A 17,759-nucleotide genomic window follows, 5' to 3' on the forward strand; every position below is an offset into this window, starting at 1 on the left:
CGCGTCACCGAACGAGCCGGCGGGCGGGCGACGCCCGCCGCCGATGCGCAATCCAGTCCCGAAGGAGCAGCCTGATGAAATGCCCTGTCTGCAAGACGCCGGACCTGCTGATGGCCGAGCGCCAGTCGATCGAGATCGACTATTGCCCGACGTGCCGCGGCGTGTGGCTCGATCGCGGCGAACTCGACAAGCTGATCGCGCGCGAAACCGGCGAGGTACGGCCCGATGTACGGAACGACGCACGGGCTAACGCACCGGCTGACGGGCGGCCCGATCGCCACGCGCCGCGCGGCCGAGACGGGGGCTGGCCGCGCGACGCGCGCGCCGACGACGACCGCCATCGGCACGGCGGCCAGCGGCGCAAGCGGTCGGTGTTCGACCTGTTCGATTTCGATTGAACGCGGCCGCGCGGGCGCGGGCCGCCGCATGTGAAAAATCCCCGTCCGGGACCATGCCCGGCGGGGATTTCATCGCGTGTCGTCGGCGGCCGGTTCTCGCGCGCTTACGCGCCGCCGACCGTCACGTCGATACGGCGCGGACGCGCTTCTTCGCGGCGCGGGATCGTCAAGGTCAGCACGCCGTCGCGCAGGTTCGCGTCGATGCGCGTCGTGTCGAGATCGGCGCTCAGCACGAACGAGCGCACGAAGCGCGGCACGCGCACTTCCGCATGCCGCACGCGCAGGTCGGCCGGCGTGTCGATGCGCGCTTGCGCGTCGATCGTGAGCGTGTTGTCGTGCACCTTGACGTCAAGGTTCTCGCGCGGCACGCCGGGCAGATCGGCGCGCAGCGTGACGCGCTGTGCGTCCTCGACGATGTCGACGGCCGGCGTGATCGCGGGCCGGCGCGCGCCTTCGGCAGCGGCGGCGGCCGGCTGTGCGGCGTCGGTTGGACGTTCGGTCAGGGTCTGGCTCGTGTTCATGTCGGTCTCCTGAAGTTCACTGAACGGTGATGGCACGCGGCTTCGATTCCTCGCGGCGGCCGACGCGGATCAGCAGGCAGCCGTTTTCGTAGCGCGCGCTGACCTTGTCGGGATCGGCGTTCTGCGGCAACTCGACCACGCGGCGGAATGCGCCGTGAAAGCGCTCCTGCGCATAGGTGCGCACGTCGTCGCCGCCGTCCTGCGGCACCGGCTTGCGCTCGCCGCTGATGGTCAGCAGGTCCTTGTCGATCGACACGTCGAAGTCGGCGGCGGCCATGCCGGGGGCGAACGCGACGATTTCAATCGCGTCGTCGGTCGCGCCGATGTTCAGCGCCGGGAACGCGGTGGGCCGCACCGCTCGGATGCCGGTCGGCAGTTCGCCGAACAGGCTCGCCATCTGCCGCTGCAGGCGCGTGAATTCGTCGAACAGATCGTTGCCGAAATACATACCGCTCATGATGGTCCTCCTGAACGTGAAGCGCGGAATACGCGCCGACGCAGCCCCGTCGACGCGCACGGTGCGCGTGGTGGGCATTGCCTGATGACGCTTAGTTAGTGGCCGGCGAGCGGCATTTCAAGAGGGTGGATTGCAGCGGTGGCGGCGGCGTGTCGCGACGCGTCGCCGTGGCTCACGTTCGACGCCGCCCTCGACCGCCGCCACCGTCGCGACCGCGACGCATCCCGCTACAACCCCGCCGCCGCCGCGATCAGCGTCGCCTCGAGCGCAAGCGTCGAGCGTGACGCCGCGGCCGGCCGGTCGATCACGTATTCGAGCTCGCCGAGTTCCGGCAGCCCGGCGTCGAGCCGCGCGAGTCCGGCCGGGATCACGTAGCCGGCGAACGCGCTCACGCCGAGCCCGGCGCTCGCGGCCGCCCGCAGCACCGCGATGCTGCTGCTCACGACGGCGATCCGGTAAGGGCGGCCGACCGCTTCGAGCGATTCGAGCACGCGGCGCCGCGACACGCTTGGCTCCGGATGCATCGCGAGCGGCAGCACGGCCTCGTGGCCGGTGATCGCCGAATCGGGGCCGGTGCACCAGTACAGCGGCTCGCTGCGGATCACGCGGCCGCGCCGGCTGCCGGCGACGCGCTTGGCGAACACCAGATCGTGGCGGCCTTCGTCGAGCGCGTCGAACAGATCGCCCGACAGCCCGGTCGAGATCGCCAGCTCGACGTCCGGATTGCGCTGCACGAAGCTCGCGAGCGCGGCCGTCAGATGCGCGGACGCGAAATCCTCCGACATCGCGAGCCGCACCTTGCCGGACAGCGGCGGCCCGCACACCGACGTGACGGCTTCGTCCATCAGCTCGAGAATGCGCACCGCGTAGCGCAACAGCGCGTCGCCGTGCTGCGACAGGCGCACGTTGCGCGTGTCGCGCTCGAACAGCGGCCGGTCGAGCAGCTCCTCGAGGCGGCGGATGTGCTGGCTGACGGTCGACTGCGACAGGCTCACGCGCTCGGACGCGGCGGTGAAGCTGCCGGACTGCGCGACGGCGACGAAGCTGCGCAGCAGTTCGGGCGGTAACGGACGCATTGCTAAATCCACTGAATCGGTTTCGACAACTTCATAAATCGCCGGATTTTGCGGCGCTAGTATCGGATCACGCGCCAGTGCGGCCCTTCAAGGCCGGCCGCACCGGCGGCGTAGCCCGTGTCGCGCCGGCGGCTGCTTCGGTCAGTCTAAGCCATCCGGCGTTCGGCCCGAACCCGCATCATCCCATCGACCCCGAGAACGCGCTCGCACGACGAGCCGCCGGGCCGCGGCGCCGCGCCGCAGGAGACGGACAGTCCGCCCGGGTATCGGCGGCCGGGCCTCCCTCCCGCACGCGTCAGGCGCCGCACCAAGAGACTGGAGACGACTCATGATCATCTACGGAACCGCGCTGCTGGCGTTCTGCCATCTGGCCGGGCTGTTCCTCGGCGACCTGCTGGGCGCCGCGATCGGCGTGAAGACCAACGTCGGCGGCGTCGGCATCGCGATGCTGCTGCTGATCTGCCTGCGGCTGTGGCTGCACCGGCGCGGCTGGCTGCCGAAGGAGACGGAAGCGGGCGTCGGGTTCTGGGGCGCGATGTACATCCCGGTCGTCGTCGCGATGGCGGCGAACCAGAACGTCGTCGCCGCGCTGAAGGGCGGCCCGGTCGCGCTGCTGGCCGCGCTCGGCGCGGTCGCGATCTGCGCATGCTGCATCGCGGTGCTGGTGCGCACCGGACGCGACGACACGGCCTTCGCCGGCGTGCCGCAATTCGAAGAACAGTGACGGAGGCCGCCATGCTGCAGATGCTCGAAAAAACCGTCGCCCACAACGGGCTCGTCGCGTCGTTCGCGCTGGTCGGCCTGATCATGTGGCTGTCGTCGATCGCGTCGCGCCGGCTCACGTTCGGCCGCGTGCACGGCTCCGCGATCGCGATCGTCATCGGTCTTGCGCTCGCGTACGTCGGCGGCGCGTTCACCGGCGGCGACAAGGGCCTCGCCGACGTGCGGCTGTTCGCCGGCATCGGCCTGATGGGCGGTGCGATGCTGCGCGATTTCGCGATCGTCGCGACCGCGTTCGAAGTGCAGCCGGCCGAGGCGCGCAAGGCCGGCCTCGTCGGCGTCGTGTCGCTGTTGCTCGGCACCGTGCTGCCGTTCATCGTCGGCGCGAGCATCGCGCGCGCATTCGGCTACACCGATGCGGTCAGCATGACGACGATCGGCGCGGGCGCCGTCACCTACATCGTCGGGCCGGTCACCGGCGCGGCGATCGGCGCGAGCTCCGACGTGATCGCGCTGAGCATCGCGACCGGCCTCGTGAAGGCGATCATCGTGATGGTCGGCACGCCGGTTGCCGCCAACTTCATGGGGCTGAAGACGCCGCGCTCCGCGATGATCTTCGGCGGGCTGGCCGGCACGGTGAGCGGCGTGAGCGCGGGGCTCGCCGCGACCGATCGCCGGCTCGTGCCGTACGGCGCGCTGATCGCCACGTTCCACACCGGCGTCGGCTGCCTGCTCGGGCCGTCGCTGCTGTTCTTCGCGACGCGCGCGCTGGTCGGCGCGTAGCGTGCGCCGGCGGCCCGCGCGGCTCGTGCGTGCGGCCGGCACGCGCGTGCGGCGACCGGCCGCATCCATCGCGGCGCCCTCTGAGTCGCATTCGTCATCATCATCAATCGGCGGCAGCCCGCGGCTTAGAATGCCGCTGAACCACCGAAGCGGGAGAACTCTTCATGACCGGATGGAATCACGCGCGGCAGGCGCGCGACGCACGCATCGCGGCCGGCGCGGCGTTCGCGCGCGGCAAGCGCGTCGATGCGCGCGACGCCGTCGCGCTGCTCGAAGCAGTGCTGCGGCCGGGCGATCGCGTGTGCCTCGAAGGCGACAACCAGAAGCAGGCCGACCTGCTCGCCGTCGCGCTCGCCGACGTCGACAACGCGAAGATCCACGACCTGCACATGGTGCAGTCGGGCGTCGTGCTGCCCGAGCATCTCGACGTGTTCGAGCGCGGCATCGCGAAGCGGCTCGACTTCGCCTATTCGGGCCCGCAGTCGCAGCGCATCGCGAAGCTGCTGTTCGGCGGCAAGATCGCGCTCGGCGCGGTGCATACGTATCTCGAGCTGTTCGCGCGCTACTTCATCGATCTGACGCCGCAGGTCGCGCTGATCGCCGCCGTCAGCGCCGACGCCGACGGCAACCTGTACACCGGCCCGAACACCGAGGACACGCCGACCGTCGTCGAAGCCACCGCGTTCAAGGACGGCATCGTGATCGCGCAGGTCGACCGCATCGTCGACAAGGTGCCGCGCGTCGACATTCCGGGCGACCGCGTGCATTTCGTCGTCGAGGCGGGGCGGCCGTTCTACGTCGAGCCGCTGTTCACGCGCGACCCGGCCGCGATCACCGAAACGCAGATCCTGACCGCGATGCTCGCGATCAAGGGCATCTACGAGCCGTACGGGATCAAGCGGCTGAACCACGGCATCGGCTTCAACACGGCCGCGATCGAGCTGCTGCTGCCGACCTATGGCGCGAAGCTCGGGCTGAAGGGCAAGGTCTGCACGCACTGGGCGCTCAATCCGCACCCGACGCTGATCCCCGCGATCGAATCGGGCTGGGTCGAACAGATTCACTGCTTCGGCTCCGAAGTCGGGATGGACGACTACATCCGCGCGCGCTCCGACGTCTGGTTCACCGGCCCCGACGGCTCGCTGCGCTCGAACCGCGCGTTTTGCCAGACGGCGGGCCTCTACGCGTGCGACATGTTCATCGGCTCGACGCTGCAGATCGACCTGGCCGGCCATTCGTCGACGGTCACGGCCGAGCGCATCGCCGGTTTCGGCGGCGCGCCGAACATGGGCAGCGACGCGCGCGGCCGGCGCCATCCGAGCGAGCCGTGGCTGAAGGCCGGCGCGCAGGCCGACCCCGACACGCCCGCGGCGCTCAGGCGCGGCCGCAAGCTGGTGGTGCAGATCGGCGAGACGTTCGGCGACAAGAACGTGCCGATGTTCGTCGAGAAGCTCGACGCGCTGAAGCTCGCCGACAAGCTGCAGCTCGATCTCGCGCCGATCATGGTCTACGGCGACGACGTCACGCACATCGTCACCGAGGAAGGGATCGCGAACCTGCTGATGTGCCGCGACCTCGACGAGCGCGAGCAGGCGATCCGCGGCGTGGCCGGCTACACGGAGGTCGGCCGCGGCCGCGACCGCCGGATGGTCGAGCGCCTGCGCGAGCGCGGCGTGATCCGCCGCCCGGAGGATCTCGGCATCGATCCGCTCGACGCCGACCGCCGCTGGCTCGCCGCGCGCTCGATCAAGGACCTCGTGCACTGGTCGGGCGGCCTCTATGCGCCGCCGGCCCGGTTCCGCAACTGGTGAGGAAGACGGGATGGAACAGTTGAACTATCGGTTCGCCGCGCGCGCGCGTGCGAAGGGCCGGCTGGCCGCGGCGCTCGTCGGCGTGGTCGCGTCGGGCAACCTGGAGGTGCTCGTCGAGCGCGTCCTGCCCGACGATCAATGCGAGATCGACATCCGCACCGCGGCGGTCGGCTTCGGCGCGGTGTGGCGGGCCGTCGTGGCGGACTTCGTCGAACGGTGCGCGCCGGGCGGGCTGAAGCTGTCGATCAACGACGGCGGCGCGCGGCCCGACATGGTGTCGCTGCGGCTCGCGCAGGCCGTGCGCGCGATCGAGGGGGACGCATGACGAACCCGGCGATTCACGACCACGACGCGCCCGCGTTCGTCGCGAACGACGCGAGTTGGTACGAGGCGTCCGCGCGGCAGCGCATCGACGCGCTGCTCGATGCGGGCAGCTTCGACGAATTCCTCGGGCCGGCCGAACGCGTGGCGAGCCCGCATCTGCCGCTGTTCGGGCTGCCGCAGCAGTTCGACGACGGGATGGTGGTCGGCCACGGCCGGCTCGACGGCAGGCCCGTGCTGATCGCCGCGCAGGAAGGCCGCTTCATGGGCGGCGCCTTCGGCGAAGTGCACGGCGCGAAGCTCACGGGGCTGCTGCGCGCGGCGCGCGAGGTCGGCAAGCCGGTGTTGATCCTGTTCGATACCGGCGGCGTGCGGCTGCAGGAAGCGAACGCGGGCGAGCTCGCGATCGCCGAGATCATGCGGGCGCTCGTCGACGCGCGCGCGGCCGGCGTGGCGGTGCTCGGGTTGATCGGCGGGCGCGCCGGCTGCTACGGCGGCGGCGGTCTGCTCGCGGCCTGCTGTTCGGCGCTGGCGGTGTCCGAGCAGGGACGCATCAGCGTGTCGGGGCCCGAGGTGATCGAGACCAATCGCGGCGTGGAGGAATTCGACGCGAAGGATCGCGCGCTGATCTGGCGCACGATGGGCGGCAAGCACCGGCGGCTGATCGGCGGCGCGGACCGCTACGTCGCCGATACGCCGGCCGCGTTCCGTGCGGCGGCGCTCGAACTGCTCGGCTGCGCGCCGGCGTTCGATACGGCGATGCTGCGCGCGGAGCAGGCGCGTCTCGAAGCGCGCGTCGCCCGCTTCGGCCGATGTGCGGATGCGCTCGACGTGTGGCGCGCGCTCGGCGCGGATCGGCCGGAAGCGATTCCCGGCATGCCCGACGACGCATTCGCCAAGCTCGCCGACCATTTACAGGAGCCGCAGCATGACGCTCGATGAAGTACTGACCTCGCTGTTTCCCGCGGGCCATTCGATTGCGCGCGATGGCGGCCTGCTGACGGGCTCGGCGCAACTGGGCGGCACGCGCGTCGACGTGATCGGCGTCGCCGAGCGTCTGCCGTTCGGCATCGACGAAGCGCTGGCGCTCGCGTCGCAGGTGCTCGCCACGATCGAGCGCGGCGGCGACACGCCGATCCTCGTGCTCGTCGACAGCGACAGCCAGCGGATGAGCAAGCGCGACGAACTGCTCGGCCTGAACGAAGGGCTGTCGCATCTCGCCAAATGCCTGATGCATGCGGAGCTCGCCGGGCACCGGACGATCGGCTTGCTGTACGGCCATACGGCCGCCGGCGCGTTCATCGCGACCGCGCTCGCGACGCGCACGCTGCTCGCGCTGCCGGGCGCTGAGCCGGAGGTGATGGACCTGCCGTCGATGTCGCGCGTGACGAAGCTGCCGATCGACGTGCTCGAGGCGATGGCGCGCTCGACGCCGGTGTTCGCGCCGGGGCTCGACAATCTCGTGAAGATGGGCGCGGTCGACGCGGTGCTCGATCCGGCCTGCGCGCTCGACGCGCAGGTCGGCGAGTGGCTCGCCAGGCCAGTCGATCGCGGCGACACGCGCGCCGCGCGCGGCCGCCCGGTCGCGGCCGACGTCGCGCGTCGCGTCGAGGCGCTCGCGCGTGCCGCGCGCTGACGCACCGCTGCGCCGCCACACGCTCGTCACGCTGACGGCGGCCGGGTGGTCCGCCGCGTTCGCGCGCGATCCCGCGCTCGCGGCCGATCCGGTCGTGCATGCGTGGGCTGCCGACGGCCGGCCGCTGATCGTGCGCCGCGCCACGCCCGACGAAGCCGACGCGGCGCGCGTGCCGCTCGGCATCCCGTTGCCGCCTGCCGCCGGCAAGCGGCGCGTCGCGCTGAACGTCGCGGCCGATGCCGTCGCAGCGCGTCGCGCGTTGCCGGCGCTGGCCGACGTGCTCGCCGCCGCGCCCGCCGCATGGCAGCCAACGCTGCGCGAACTGGCTGCGCTGGGTGCGCGCTGCGGCGTCGAGGGGCGCGTGTTCGGCAGCCTCGCATGGCAGACGCTGACCGGCGAACGCTATCTGAGCGACGGATCCGATCTCGACGTCGTGTTTCCGCTGCCGGCCGCGGCGCTGCGCGACGCGCTGCTCGACGGCCTCGCGGCGCTCGACGCGCGCGCGCCGATGCGCATCGACGGCGAATTGCTGCGCGACGACGGCGCCGGCGTGAACTGGCGCGAACTGTACGCGCGGCTGCCGGAAGTCGCGGTGAAGACGGCGCTCGCCGTCGAATTGATGTCGGTGGAAGCCTTCGCGCGAGGTGTGCGATGAATGCGTGGGCTGCGTGCCGCACGCTCGCGCCGTCCGGCGCCGAGCGCATCGCCGAACTCGCCGAGCGCAGCCTCGTGCTCGAAATCCGGACTTATCCGAAACCGGGGCTCGTCAGTCACGTCGACACCGGCAGCCATGCGGACATGGACGCGGCGACGTTCGCACGCAGCGCGGCCGTGCTGCGGCCGTACTTCGCGGAACTCGCCGAGGCCGGCGCGCGCGACGCGGACATGGGCGCGCTGCGCAAGATCGGGCTGCGCGCGGAACATGCGATGCTTGCGGCGACGGGTGGCGTGAACACGCATCGCGGCGCGATCTTCGGGCTCGGGTTGCTGTGCGCGGCGGCCGGCCGGCGCGCCACGGCCGATGCAGCCGGTGCGGCCGCCCGCACGATGACGCTCGGCGCATTCGTCGCACGACGGTGGGGCGCTGAGATCCTCGGCGGCCCGCGGCTGCCGGACAGCCACGGCGAGCGCGCGAGCCGTCGCTACGGCGTCGGCGGCGCGCGCGGCGAGGCGGCCGGCGGCTTCGCGACGGTATATCGCGTCGGCTTGCCGGCGTTGCGGCGCGCCGCGCGCTGGATGCCGGGCGACGCGGAAGCCGCGCGCGTCGAAGCCTGCTTCGCGCTGATCGCCGCGCTCGACGATACGAACCTGCTGCATCGCGGCGGGCGCGACGGGCTCGACTTCGCCCGCGCGAGCGCACGCGCATTCGTCGCACGCGGCGGCATCCGCGCGCGCGACTGGCGGCTGCGCGCCGTTGCCGCGCACCGCGCGTTCGTCGCGCGCCGGCTCAGCCCCGGCGGCGCGGCCGACCTGCTCGCGATGAGCGTATTCGTCGACGCGCTCGACGCGGACGAGGCGCAACGATGACGCTCGCGATCCTGTGTTCAGGGCAGGGCGCGCAGCGCGCCGACATGTTCGAGCTGACCGGTGCGGCGCCGCAGGCCGAACCGCTGTTCGCACACGCGGGCCGGCTGCTCGGCGACGATCCGCGCGACTGGGTGCGGCGCGCCGGGCCGGACGCGCTTGGCGAGAACCGCGCAGCGCAGATCCTCTGCACGTTGCAGGCGCTCGCCGCGACCGCACTGCTCGCGGCCGCGTGGCCGCGCCGCCGCTGCGTGGCCGGTTACAGCGTCGGCGAAGTCGCGTCGTGGAGCGTGGCCGGGATGATCGATCGGCACGACGCGCTGGAGCTCGCCGATGCGCGCGCGCGTGCGATGGATGCGGCCAGCGGCGGCGATGAGCGGATGGTGTTCGTGCGCGGGCTTGCGCGCGCGCAGCTCGCGGGCCTGTGTGACGGCCGCGACGCGGCGATCGCGATCGCGAATCCGGGCGATGCGTTCGTGGTGGCCGGCGCCCAGCCCGACGTCGCCGCGGTGGCCGACGCTGCGGCGGGCGCGGGCGCATTGCGCGTCGCGCCCGTGTGCGTGCGGATCGCATCGCACACGCGCCGGCTGGCGGCAGCGGTGCCGCTGTTTCGCGCGTCGCTCGCCGCGGCGAACGTGCGCCGGCCGCTACCCGGCACGCGCGTGTTTGCCGGGATCGATGGCGGGTCGGTGCTCGATGTCGACGTGGGGCGCGACAAGCTGGCGCGGCAGATCGCGGAGCCGGTCGAATGGGCGGCGTGTCTGGCCGCCTGTGTCGAGGCCGGCGCAAGCGCGTTCCTCGAACTCGGGCCGGGCCGCGCGCTCGCCGAGATGGCGGCGGCCGCGTATCCGGCGCTGCCGGCGCGCAGCGTCGCCGATTTTCGCTCGGTCGACGGCGTCGAGAGCTGGCTCGCGCGGGTCGCGGGCGACTGAACGGTAGCGCGTGGCGCGGCGCGATCGGATGCAATTCGGCGTGTAGCTCGGCACGTTACTCGGCGCGCAATCCGGCACGCGACACGGCCCGCGCGATCGCCGTGGCGCAACGGGTGTTGCGCCGGCGCAGCACCGTGTCGGCTAGCGCTTGCCACGCGAATTGGCATCGCTAAAATGGCGCGCGCCATGAGACCAGCCGCCATTCTTCTCGCCGCGCTCGGCTGCGCGGCGAGCGCCCACGCCAGCCCCATTCCGTCCGACGCCGCGTCGGTCGGCACGTACTTCTCCTATGACAATGTGGCCGCCGACGCGACCGTCGACCTGATCGACAACGCGCAGCGGCGCGTGCTGCTGGCCGGCTATGCGCATGTGCCGCCCGCGGTCGCGGCCGCGCTGCGGGCGGCGCGCGCGCGCGGCGTCGACGTGCGCGTCGTGCTGGTGCGCTCGGCGCGTGCAGGCAGGTATAGCGGCGCCGGTTACCTGAAAGCGGCCGGCATCGACGTCGCGATCGACTCGCGGCACGACGATCCCGCGCCGCGTTTCGCGATCGTCGACGACAACGTCGCGCTGCCGACGCTGTCCGAAGGCGCTGCCGCGCACGCGGAGACGGTCAACGTATTCCAGCGCGCGCCGGAGCTCGCGCAGTCTTACGCGCAGTCGTTCTGGCGTCTGTACCGGCAGGCCGCCGGGCGGTGAGCGGGCGGGGCGGGCTGCGCGGCTTATGAGCCGCGTGTCGGCGCGCTCCGCGTTGCGAGCTCCGCGCGCAGCGGGCCGGCTCGGGTTCTGGGCCGCGTTGGTCGACCGCCCAACTTTCGCGCGACGCTCTTCGTCGCGTTCCCTGCGGGCGGTGCCCGATACGCCGGTATGACCCCGCTTGCATCGGCGTCAGCGATGAACCATGCTCGTTGAACGGGCGCAGGTGCGGCTCGGCATCGATCGCGGTAGCGCGTACCGCATGTCCCGCATCTTTCATCACGCATCCCGCCCCGAAGCCCCGAAGCCCCACAACCGCGTCGCGACAGCATGGCCCCGAACCTGCCCGAATGTTTCACCGATCGCGCCGACGCCGGGCGCCGGCTCGCGCATGCGCTCCACGGCTATGCGGACCGTCGCGACGTCGTCGTCCTCGCGCTGCCGCGCGGCGGTGTGCCGGTTGCGTTCCCCGTCGCGCAGGCGCTGCGCGCGCCGCTCGACCTGCTGATCGTGCGCAAGCTCGGCATGCCGTCCGATCCGGAGCTCGCGATCGGCGCGCTCGCGACGGGCGGCGCGATTCATCTGCGGCATGCGGCGATTCGCGCGATGGGCGTGACGCGCGACCAACTGGCCGACGTGATCGCGCGTGAAGCCGCCGAGCTGCAGCGCCGCGACGCGCTGTATCGCGGCGCGCGGCCGCCGCTGCCGGTCGAAGGGCGCGTCGTGATCGTCGTCGACGACGGCGTCGCGACCGGCGCCTCGATGCGCGTCGCGCTGCAGGCACTGCGCGCGCGCCGTCCCGCGCGCATCGTGGCTGCCGTGCCCGTCGCGCCGGCCGGTGCCGCGCATATGTTCGACGACGTGGCCGACGCGTTCGTCACGGTGTTGCAGCCCGCGCGGTTCTTCGGCATCGGCCAGTTCTATGCGGATTTCGACCAGGTCGGCGACGACGAGGTGCGCGCGCTGCTCGACGCGGCACGCGTCCGGCACGACGGGATCAGCCCCGCCTGATGCGGCGCCGGCGCGGCCGCGGGCGTTCGGCTTCGGCCTGCGCGAACATCCGCTGCAGCGCCGGGTGGACGTCGGCGTGCCAATGGTCGCCAGTGAAGAGGCCGTAGTGATCGCACTCGTCGACATCGACGCGATGACGCTCGCCGGCCGTCAGCCCGCCGCACATGTCGAGCGCCGCATGGGTCTGCCCGGCGCCGGTGACCGCGTCGCAGCGGCCTTCGACGGTCAGCAGCATGACGCCGCGCAGCGCGGCCGGCTCGACGCGCCGGCCGCCCACGTCCCACGTGCCGTTGGCGAGGCACATCCGCTGGAACACGATGTCGACGGTATCCAGAAAATACTCGGCCGGCATGTCGAGCAGCGCCGTGTACTCGCGCAGGGCGCGCCGTGCGTCGGCCAGCGCCGCCATGTCGACGCGCGATGCGGCGCGCGCGTAGTTTTCGATCAACGACATGAAACGCTGCGGATACAGCAGCGCGATTTCGCCCTGCTGAAGATAGGTCGGGAACACGTGACGGCCGTGGCCGGGGAAGCATGGCGGCACGATATCGATCAGATGACGGCGGCACCACGCGAGCGAATGCGACGCGGCCGTCGTGCCGAGCGCGCTGGGATTGACGCGCGCGTCGATTGGGCCGCCGATCAGCGTGATGCTCGCGGGCGGCGGCAGGCCGCGCGCGGCGCGCAGCGCGAGCGCGCCGAGCGCGGGCACCGTCGCCTGGCATACGGCGACGACGTGCAGCGGCCGGGCGTCGCTCGCGAGCGCGTCGACGAAGCCGTCGAGCGTCGCCACGTACTCGTCGAGCCCGAAGCGGCCCGCGGCGAGCGGGACGTCGCGCGCATTGACCCAGTCGGTCACGCAGACGTCGCCGTCCGCGAGCAGCGCCTCGACGGTTTCGCGCATCATCACGGCCGCGTGCCCGGCGAGCGGCGCGCACAACAGCACGGTGCGGCGCGTGCCGGCTTGCGCGAAGCGTCGCAACTGGCAGAACGGCGTGTGCGCGACGATCCGCTCGTCGATGCCCGGCTCGCGCAGCTCGAAGCGCGGCGGGCCGGCGGCCGGGCCGAGCAGCGGCTCGAACAGGTCGTCGTAACACGTGGACGCGCTGTGCGGCAGCGTCGCGGCCGGCCACACGTCGAACGCGTGACGCGTCGCCGCGCGCCAGGCGCGCATCCATTCCCGCTGCTGTTCGACGACGGCGTACCACATGGGAGACCTTGACGCGGAAGGGGCGTGAATCTGCATTATGGTCATTCCGGACGCGCCGCGGGTGTCCGATGCGTGACCGGGTGATGCGCATCAATCGCGCGGGGGGCCGCGCGTCGCTAGGCGGCCGCCTGCGTCGCTGCTACAGTCGATGGCCCTGGTTTGTCACTCGGAGCGTTTGCAATGAAGCTGATCGGTATGCTGGATTCCCCGTTCGTGCGCCGTGTCGCCATTTCGGCGAAGCTGCTGGACCTGCCGTTCGAGCACGAGTCGGTTTCGGTGTTTCGCCATTTCGACCGGTTCCGCGAGATCAATCCGGTCGTGAAGGCGCCGACGCTCGTGACCGACGATGGAGTCACGCTGATCGATTCCTCGCTGATCGTCGACTACCTCGACCATCTCGTCGCGCCGGAGCGGCGCCTGTTGCCCGAGGCCGTTGACGCGCGGTTGCGCGCGCTCGTGCCGGTCGGCTTCGCGCTGGCCGCGGCCGAGAAGACGGTGCAGGTCATCTACGAACAGGCGCTGCGGCCGGCCGACAAGCAGCACGCGCCGTGGCTCGAGCGCGTGCTGGGCCAGCTCGAGGCCGCGTACGGCGAACTCGAGCCGCTGGTGGCGGCCGCCAACGGCTGGCTCGGCGGCGCGCGGCTGCTGCAGTCCGACGTGACGGTGGCCGTCGCGTGGCGCTTCACGCAGTTCATGACCGCCGAATATGCGCCGCTCGCGCGGATCGATCCGGCCCGTTATCCGGCGCTCGCTGCGCATTCGGCGCGGGCCGAGCAGCTTCCCGCCTTCGTCGAAACGCCGCTCGATTGAACGCGGCGGCGCATCGCGCCGATATGCGAGCGAGCGCGGGGAACGCTCTGCGATCCGCTTGAGCCGCGCCGTGTCGCTGCGCGCTGCGCGCTGCGCGGTGCGGGCGTCCCGCACGGCCCGACCGCGCGGTTCGCCGACGGCCGTGCGATAGCCCCACGCACGTTGGTCCGACCCACGGCGCGGCTACCCGGCGCGTTCGCGCAACCCCGACACAGCCGCCCCCACAGGCCCCCGAACGACGCCGTCAGCCGCACCAGCCAAGGGCGTGGCCGATTGTTCACCGGCGGCAACAAGTGACTTCGCAAATGTGCCGTTTATCGGGATCAGGGTGATCCCTAGAATTCACTCCATCGAATATGCGTTGTCTGATGGAGCCGAAGATGAGAGCCCTGATCGAATCGAGCCTGTACCACCCGTCCGTCGTGTTGCCGCTCGCCGCGCTGACGCAGCTGATGGTCGAGCGCGATTTCAATCTCGGCCAGGTCGGCCTGATCGTCGCGGCGCGCGGTGCCCAGGCTGCCGTGTCGCGCTCGCGTGCGCTGATCTTCTGCCGCGAATGCGAAGCGCACGCCTGAACGCCGCTTCGGCGAACGAATAAAGGAACGCCCGGCCGGCAGGCGCCGGTCGGGCGAATCGGAGTAGATCTGGCCCCGGCTATTGCCGGGGTTTTTATTGGGCGCTCATTGGGCGCTTGTTGAGCACTCAGGCGCGTGCGGCCGACACGACGCCGTAGATTTCGGCTTCGTCCTCGTCGCGCAGCTGGCGCACCAGCTGGTGTGCTTCGCGGTGCGTCGCGACGGCCGGCGGCGAGCCCTTGAGCGGCTGACGCGCGGTCTCGGCGAGCGCGACGACCGACACGATGCCGATCACGGCGGCGCCCATCATGTAATAGGCGGGCATCATCAGGTTTTGCGTCACGTCGACGAGCCAGGCCGTCACCAGCGGCGTCGTGCCGCCGAACAGCGACACCGACACGTTGAAGCCGATCGCGAGCGCGCCGTAGCGGATCTCCGTCGGGAACAGCGCGGGCAGCGCCGACGGCATCACGCCGGTGAAGCACGACAGCAGCACGCCGAGGATCAGCAGGCCGCCGAACACCGACGCGGTGGTGCCCGCATGGATCAGCATCATCGACGGGATCGACAGCGCCAGCAGGCCCACGCAGCCGGCCAGCATGACCGGCTTGCGGCCGATGCGGTCCGACAGGCGGCCGGCCGCGAGCGTGAGCGGCATCATCAGCACCATCACGATCAGCACCAGCACGAGGCTGTGCGACTCGTCGAAGTGCAGCGTGGACGACATGAAGCTCGGCAGGTACGACAGCACCATGTAATCGGTCACGTTGAAGATCAGCACGAGGCCGACGCAGAGCAGGAGCGCGCGCCAGTTGGCGAACAGCGTTTCGCGAAAGCGCGTCTTCGGCACGGCCTTGTCCTGCGCTTCGCGCGCTTCGGCCTGACGCTTGAACGCCGGCGTCTCCTCGAGCTTCATCCGGATGTACAGCCCGATCAGGCCGAGCGGCCCTGCGATCAGGAACGGCACGCGCCAGCCCCACGACAGCAGCGCGTCCTCCGACAGCGACGCGGTCAGCAGCGCGACGACGCCGGCGCCCATCACATAGCCGATCAGCGTGCCGAACTCGAGGAAGCTGCCCATGAAGCCGCGGCGCTTGTCGGTCGAGAACTCGGCGATGAAGGTGGCGGCGCCGCCGTATTCGCCGCCGGTGGAGAAGCCCTGCACGAGGCGGGCGACGAGCAGCAGCACGGGCGCCATGATGCCGATCGACGCGTAGCTGGGGATCAGGCCGATCGCGAAGGTGCCGACGGCCATCATGATCATGGTGGCGGCGAGCACGCGCTGGCGGCCGATGCGGTCGCCGAGCGGGCCGAACACCATGCCGCCGAGCGGGCGCACGACGAACGCGGCCGCGAACGTGCCGAAGGTAGCGAGCAGCTGCGCGGACGGGCTGCTCGACGGGAAGAACACCTTGCCGAGCGTGACGGCGATGTAGCTGTAGACGCCGAAGTCGAACCATTCCATCGCATTGCCGATGGCCATTGCGCTGACGGCGCGCTTGAGCAGGCTCTGGTCGACGACGGTGATGTCGTCCGCGGCGAGCGGGGCCTCGCCGGACGACGGGGAAGGGGAAGCAGCGATCGGGCTGACGTGTGTTGCGGTCAAGGTCATGCACTCCTTTGACTGCGCCGGAACGGATGGCCGTCCGACACGGTTTGCCGGCAAGCGCGAGGTCGTGTGCAGCGCGTCGGGGCAGGCCTTTAAGCACTTACTGCGCGAATGGCGGTAAAGAGCCGCAAGGGACTGCTTCGACGCGGGCCCGATGGGCCGCCGCGACGGTGCGCTCATGAAGAATGGGCCGCGTGATGCAGGCGGCGGATACCGGTGCGGACGAAAGTCCGGCGCTCCGGCAAGTGCCCCGGAAGGGCAACGAAACGAGAAAAGCGGGCCTGTCGGGCGGGCTTTCCTGTGGATGCAATGTCGATCGAAGCGCCGGCCTGCAGGCGCGGGCGGCATTCGATCGAGATCGAAAAAGAAAGAGATTCGAGGTTGAAACAGGCGACATGATAGCACGATGACAGACGATCGTGCAAATTGCTCGGAATCGCCCGTCCCGCGGCGGTTCCGGCGCGGCTCGCGCGGGTATGATGGGCCGCGCCGGGCATGCCGTCGCGGGGCCCTCGCGGACCCTGCGCGACGGACGCTCATTCCAAGAGGAACCGGATGACCGAACTGATCAGGATCGCGGCATTGTTCGCCGTTACCGCGGTGGCCGAAATCGTGGGCTGCTACCTGCCGTGGCTCGTGCTGAAAGGCGGGCGGCCCGTGTGGCTGCTGGTGCCCGCAGCGCTGTCGCTCGCGCTGTTCGCGTGGCTGCTGACGCTGCATCCGAGCGCGGCGGGGCGCACCTACGCGGCGTATGGCGGCGTGTATATCGGCGTGGCGCTGCTGTGGCTGCGGGTCGTCGACGGCGTCGCGCTGACCCGCTGGGACGCGGCCGGCGCGGCGCTCGCGCTCGGCGGGATGGCGATGATCGCGCTGCAGCCGCGCGCGTAGGCGCGGGTGCAGTGCAGCGGAGCGGTCGGATGCGTCAGGCCGCTTCGACGGCGTCCACTTCGGCGGACGTGCGCCAGACGCAGGTGCCCTTGACCGACTTGTCCAACTCGTCGAGCTGCGCCTGGTGCGCGGCGAGCTCGTCGTCGCTGGCCGCGACGACCGGCAGGTCGAGCGACGCGAGCGAGATGCGCTGGCCGTTCGCCGTGCCGCCGTCGGCGCCTGGGTCGTCGAGCATGTCGATCACGAGGCTGTCCTGGCCGCGCGTCATCGCGAGATAGACCTCGGCGAGCAGCTCCGAGTCGAGCAGTGCGCCGTGCAGCGTGCGGTGCGCGTTGCTGATGCCGAACCGGTCGCACAGCGCGTCGAGCGAATTGCGCTTGCCGGGGAACATCTGCTTGGCCTCGGCCAGCGTGTCGATCACGCCGTCGCAATGCTCGATGAACGGCGGCAGGCCGAGCCGCGCGAATTCGGCATCGAGGAACCCGAGGTCGAACGGTGCGTTGTGGATGATCAGTTCCGCGCCCTTCACGAAGTCGCGGATCTGGTCGGCGACTTCCGCGAACTTCGGCTTGTCGCTCAGAAACTCGGTGGTCAGCCCGTGCACGGCCAGCGCGCCCGGATCGCTGTCGCGCTCGGGGTTCACGTAGATGTGCAGGTTGTTGCCGGTGAGCCGCCGGTTCAGCAGCTCCACGCAGCCGATTTCGATCAGGCGATCGCCCGAGCGGGGATTGAGGCCGGTGGTTTCGGTATCGAGAATGATCTGGCGCATGTCGGATAAATCGGG

Annotated in this window: 22 protein-coding genes; 15 read left to right on the forward strand and 7 right to left on the reverse strand. The window is 71.0% G+C overall.

Annotation, left to right across the window (positions count from 1 at the left end; all coding sequences use genetic code 11):
• Positions 1-74 precede the first annotated feature (74 nt).
• On the forward strand, positions 75-398 hold the full coding sequence (locus tag MYA_RS05575) for a TFIIB-type zinc ribbon-containing protein (RefSeq protein WP_014722798.1): 324 nt from the start codon (positions 75-77) through the stop codon (positions 396-398).
• A 104-nt stretch (positions 399-502) separates the two neighbouring features.
• On the opposite strand, the gene MYA_RS05580 is transcribed toward MYA_RS05575, so the two are convergent.
• From MYA_RS05580 to MYA_RS05590, 3 genes are all read right to left on the reverse strand, one after another.
• Positions 503-919, reverse strand: coding sequence for an Hsp20/alpha crystallin family protein (locus MYA_RS05580; protein WP_011884241.1), 417 nt, complete (start codon positions 917-919; stop codon positions 503-505).
• Positions 920-935: 16 nt separating this feature from the next.
• Positions 936-1,376 carry an Hsp20/alpha crystallin family protein gene (locus MYA_RS05585; RefSeq protein ID WP_011884243.1) on the reverse strand — a complete coding sequence of 147 codons (441 nt, stop codon included), beginning with the start codon at positions 1,374-1,376 and terminating at the stop codon, positions 936-938.
• Positions 1,377-1,603: 227 nt separating this feature from the next.
• Positions 1,604-2,452 (reverse strand): LysR substrate-binding domain-containing protein, encoded by an 849-nt coding sequence (locus tag MYA_RS05590; protein WP_011884244.1) that lies wholly within the window; start codon positions 2,450-2,452, stop codon positions 1,604-1,606.
• 328 nt (positions 2,453-2,780) lie between these two features.
• Here MYA_RS05590 and madL point away from each other — a divergent pair, with 328 nt between their 5' ends.
• The 11 genes from madL (at position 2,781) to MYA_RS05645 (ending at position 11,883) form a co-directional block, all read left to right on the forward strand.
• Positions 2,781-3,176: a malonate transporter subunit MadL gene (gene madL, locus MYA_RS05595; RefSeq protein ID WP_011884246.1), complete on the forward strand. Its 396-nt coding sequence runs from the start codon at positions 2,781-2,783 to the stop codon at positions 3,174-3,176.
• Positions 3,177-3,187: 11 nt separating this feature from the next.
• The gene (gene madM / locus MYA_RS05600) at positions 3,188-3,955 is read left to right on the forward strand and encodes a malonate transporter subunit MadM (protein WP_011884249.1); all 768 of its coding nucleotides are present in this window, start codon (positions 3,188-3,190) and stop codon (positions 3,953-3,955) included.
• Between the two features lie 164 nt (positions 3,956-4,119).
• Positions 4,120-5,766 carry a malonate decarboxylase subunit alpha gene (gene mdcA, locus MYA_RS05605; RefSeq protein ID WP_011884251.1) on the forward strand — a complete coding sequence of 549 codons (1,647 nt, stop codon included), beginning with the start codon at positions 4,120-4,122 and terminating at the stop codon, positions 5,764-5,766.
• 10 nt (positions 5,767-5,776) lie between these two features.
• Positions 5,777-6,091: a malonate decarboxylase acyl carrier protein gene (gene mdcC, locus MYA_RS05610; protein WP_011884252.1), complete on the forward strand. Its 315-nt coding sequence runs from the start codon at positions 5,777-5,779 to the stop codon at positions 6,089-6,091.
• Complete coding sequence (locus MYA_RS05615) at positions 6,088-7,029, forward strand: biotin-independent malonate decarboxylase subunit beta (protein ID WP_014722799.1); 942 nt, start codon at positions 6,088-6,090, stop codon at positions 7,027-7,029. Before mdcC ends, MYA_RS05615 begins: the two co-directional genes overlap by 4 nt.
• Positions 7,016-7,723, forward strand: coding sequence for a biotin-independent malonate decarboxylase subunit gamma (gene mdcE / locus MYA_RS05620; protein WP_014722800.1), 708 nt, complete (start codon positions 7,016-7,018; stop codon positions 7,721-7,723). The genes MYA_RS05615 and mdcE overlap by 14 nt, the downstream gene beginning before the upstream one ends.
• Positions 7,710-8,378 carry a malonate decarboxylase holo-[acyl-carrier-protein] synthase gene (gene mdcG / locus MYA_RS05625; protein WP_014722801.1) on the forward strand — a complete coding sequence of 223 codons (669 nt, stop codon included), beginning with the start codon at positions 7,710-7,712 and terminating at the stop codon, positions 8,376-8,378. The genes mdcE and mdcG overlap by 14 nt, the downstream gene beginning before the upstream one ends.
• A complete protein-coding gene (gene mdcB, locus MYA_RS05630; RefSeq protein WP_014722802.1) occupies positions 8,375-9,250 on the forward strand; it encodes a triphosphoribosyl-dephospho-CoA synthase MdcB in 876 nt (291 codons plus the stop codon). Before mdcG ends, mdcB begins: the two co-directional genes overlap by 4 nt.
• The gene (locus MYA_RS05635; protein ID WP_014722803.1) at positions 9,247-10,179 is read left to right on the forward strand and encodes an acyltransferase domain-containing protein; all 933 of its coding nucleotides are present in this window, start codon (positions 9,247-9,249) and stop codon (positions 10,177-10,179) included. The genes mdcB and MYA_RS05635 overlap by 4 nt, the downstream gene beginning before the upstream one ends.
• A 174-nt stretch (positions 10,180-10,353) precedes the next feature.
• The gene (locus MYA_RS05640; protein ID WP_014722804.1) at positions 10,354-10,875 is read left to right on the forward strand and encodes a phospholipase D-like domain-containing protein; all 522 of its coding nucleotides are present in this window, start codon (positions 10,354-10,356) and stop codon (positions 10,873-10,875) included.
• A gap of 327 nt (positions 10,876-11,202) precedes the next feature.
• Entirely contained in the window at positions 11,203-11,883 is a 681-nt protein-coding gene (locus tag MYA_RS05645; protein WP_014722805.1) for a phosphoribosyltransferase, read from the forward strand.
• Here the strand turns inward: MYA_RS05645 and phaZ are convergent.
• Positions 11,870-13,093 carry a polyhydroxyalkanoate depolymerase gene (phaZ, locus tag MYA_RS05650; protein ID WP_014722806.1) on the reverse strand — a complete coding sequence of 408 codons (1,224 nt, stop codon included), beginning with the start codon at positions 13,091-13,093 and terminating at the stop codon, positions 11,870-11,872. The two genes, MYA_RS05645 and phaZ, sit on opposite strands and share 14 nt — an antisense overlap.
• A gap of 180 nt (positions 13,094-13,273) precedes the next feature.
• On the opposite strand from phaZ, the gene MYA_RS05655 reads away from it, so the two are divergent.
• Together MYA_RS05655 and MYA_RS05660 are read left to right on the forward strand one after the other, a co-directional pair.
• Positions 13,274-13,903: a glutathione S-transferase family protein gene (locus MYA_RS05655; protein ID WP_011884263.1), complete on the forward strand. Its 630-nt coding sequence runs from the start codon at positions 13,274-13,276 to the stop codon at positions 13,901-13,903.
• 368 nt (positions 13,904-14,271) lie between these two features.
• On the forward strand, positions 14,272-14,478 hold the full coding sequence (locus tag MYA_RS05660) for a hypothetical protein (protein WP_014722807.1): 207 nt from the start codon (positions 14,272-14,274) through the stop codon (positions 14,476-14,478).
• A 127-nt stretch (positions 14,479-14,605) separates the two neighbouring features.
• On the opposite strand, the gene proP is transcribed toward MYA_RS05660, so the two are convergent.
• Both proP and MYA_RS30915 read right to left on the reverse strand, forming a co-directional pair.
• Positions 14,606-16,090 (reverse strand): glycine betaine/L-proline transporter ProP, encoded by a 1,485-nt coding sequence (gene proP, locus MYA_RS05665; protein ID WP_011884265.1) that lies wholly within the window; start codon positions 16,088-16,090, stop codon positions 14,606-14,608.
• Positions 16,091-16,263: 173 nt separating this feature from the next.
• The gene (locus tag MYA_RS30915; RefSeq protein WP_148278545.1) at positions 16,264-16,584 is read right to left on the reverse strand and encodes a hypothetical protein; all 321 of its coding nucleotides are present in this window, start codon (positions 16,582-16,584) and stop codon (positions 16,264-16,266) included.
• A 58-nt stretch (positions 16,585-16,642) separates the two neighbouring features.
• On the opposite strand from MYA_RS30915, the gene MYA_RS05670 reads away from it, so the two are divergent.
• A complete protein-coding gene (locus tag MYA_RS05670; RefSeq protein WP_011884266.1) occupies positions 16,643-16,975 on the forward strand; it encodes a YnfA family protein in 333 nt (110 codons plus the stop codon).
• Between the two features lie 34 nt (positions 16,976-17,009).
• On the opposite strand, the gene dnaQ is transcribed toward MYA_RS05670, so the two are convergent.
• A complete protein-coding gene (dnaQ, locus tag MYA_RS05675) occupies positions 17,010-17,744 on the reverse strand; it encodes a DNA polymerase III subunit epsilon (protein WP_014722808.1) in 735 nt (244 codons plus the stop codon).
• Between the last annotated feature and the right edge of the window lie 15 nt (positions 17,745-17,759).

It is taken from the genome of Burkholderia sp. KJ006, from assembly GCF_000262695.1.
Classification (GTDB): Bacteria; Pseudomonadota; Gammaproteobacteria; order Burkholderiales; family Burkholderiaceae; genus Burkholderia; species Burkholderia vietnamiensis.

Excerpts from the sequence above, each read along its gene's own strand:
- MYA_RS05575 (WP_014722798.1), top strand. The coding sequence starts at position 75 with ATGAAATGCCCTGTCTGCAAGACGCCGGACCTGCTGATGGCCGAGCGC.
- MYA_RS05580 (WP_011884241.1), bottom strand. The coding sequence starts at position 919 with ATGAACACGAGCCAGACCCTGACCGAACGTCCAACCGACGCCGCACAG.
- MYA_RS05585 (WP_011884243.1), bottom strand. The coding sequence starts at position 1,376 with ATGAGCGGTATGTATTTCGGCAACGATCTGTTCGACGAATTCACGCGC.
- MYA_RS05590 (WP_011884244.1), bottom strand. The coding sequence starts at position 2,452 with ATGCGTCCGTTACCGCCCGAACTGCTGCGCAGCTTCGTCGCCGTCGCG.
- madL (WP_011884246.1), top strand. The coding sequence starts at position 2,781 with ATGATCATCTACGGAACCGCGCTGCTGGCGTTCTGCCATCTGGCCGGG.
- madM (WP_011884249.1), top strand. The coding sequence starts at position 3,188 with ATGCTGCAGATGCTCGAAAAAACCGTCGCCCACAACGGGCTCGTCGCG.
- mdcA (WP_011884251.1), top strand. The coding sequence starts at position 4,120 with ATGACCGGATGGAATCACGCGCGGCAGGCGCGCGACGCACGCATCGCG.
- mdcC (WP_011884252.1), top strand. The coding sequence starts at position 5,777 with ATGGAACAGTTGAACTATCGGTTCGCCGCGCGCGCGCGTGCGAAGGGC.
- MYA_RS05615 (WP_014722799.1), top strand. The coding sequence starts at position 6,088 with ATGACGAACCCGGCGATTCACGACCACGACGCGCCCGCGTTCGTCGCG.
- mdcE (WP_014722800.1), top strand. The coding sequence starts at position 7,016 with ATGACGCTCGATGAAGTACTGACCTCGCTGTTTCCCGCGGGCCATTCG.
- mdcB (WP_014722802.1), top strand. The coding sequence starts at position 8,375 with ATGAATGCGTGGGCTGCGTGCCGCACGCTCGCGCCGTCCGGCGCCGAG.
- MYA_RS05635 (WP_014722803.1), top strand. The coding sequence starts at position 9,247 with ATGACGCTCGCGATCCTGTGTTCAGGGCAGGGCGCGCAGCGCGCCGAC.
- MYA_RS05640 (WP_014722804.1), top strand. The coding sequence starts at position 10,354 with ATGGCGCGCGCCATGAGACCAGCCGCCATTCTTCTCGCCGCGCTCGGC.
- MYA_RS05645 (WP_014722805.1), top strand. The coding sequence starts at position 11,203 with ATGGCCCCGAACCTGCCCGAATGTTTCACCGATCGCGCCGACGCCGGG.
- phaZ (WP_014722806.1), bottom strand. The coding sequence starts at position 13,093 with ATGTGGTACGCCGTCGTCGAACAGCAGCGGGAATGGATGCGCGCCTGG.
- MYA_RS05655 (WP_011884263.1), top strand. The coding sequence starts at position 13,274 with ATGAAGCTGATCGGTATGCTGGATTCCCCGTTCGTGCGCCGTGTCGCC.
- MYA_RS05660 (WP_014722807.1), top strand. The coding sequence starts at position 14,272 with ATGGAGCCGAAGATGAGAGCCCTGATCGAATCGAGCCTGTACCACCCG.
- proP (WP_011884265.1), bottom strand. The coding sequence starts at position 16,090 with ATGACCTTGACCGCAACACACGTCAGCCCGATCGCTGCTTCCCCTTCC.
- MYA_RS30915 (WP_148278545.1), bottom strand. The coding sequence starts at position 16,584 with ATGCCCGGCGCGGCCCATCATACCCGCGCGAGCCGCGCCGGAACCGCC.
- MYA_RS05670 (WP_011884266.1), top strand. The coding sequence starts at position 16,643 with ATGACCGAACTGATCAGGATCGCGGCATTGTTCGCCGTTACCGCGGTG.
- dnaQ (WP_014722808.1), bottom strand. The coding sequence starts at position 17,744 with ATGCGCCAGATCATTCTCGATACCGAAACCACCGGCCTCAATCCCCGC.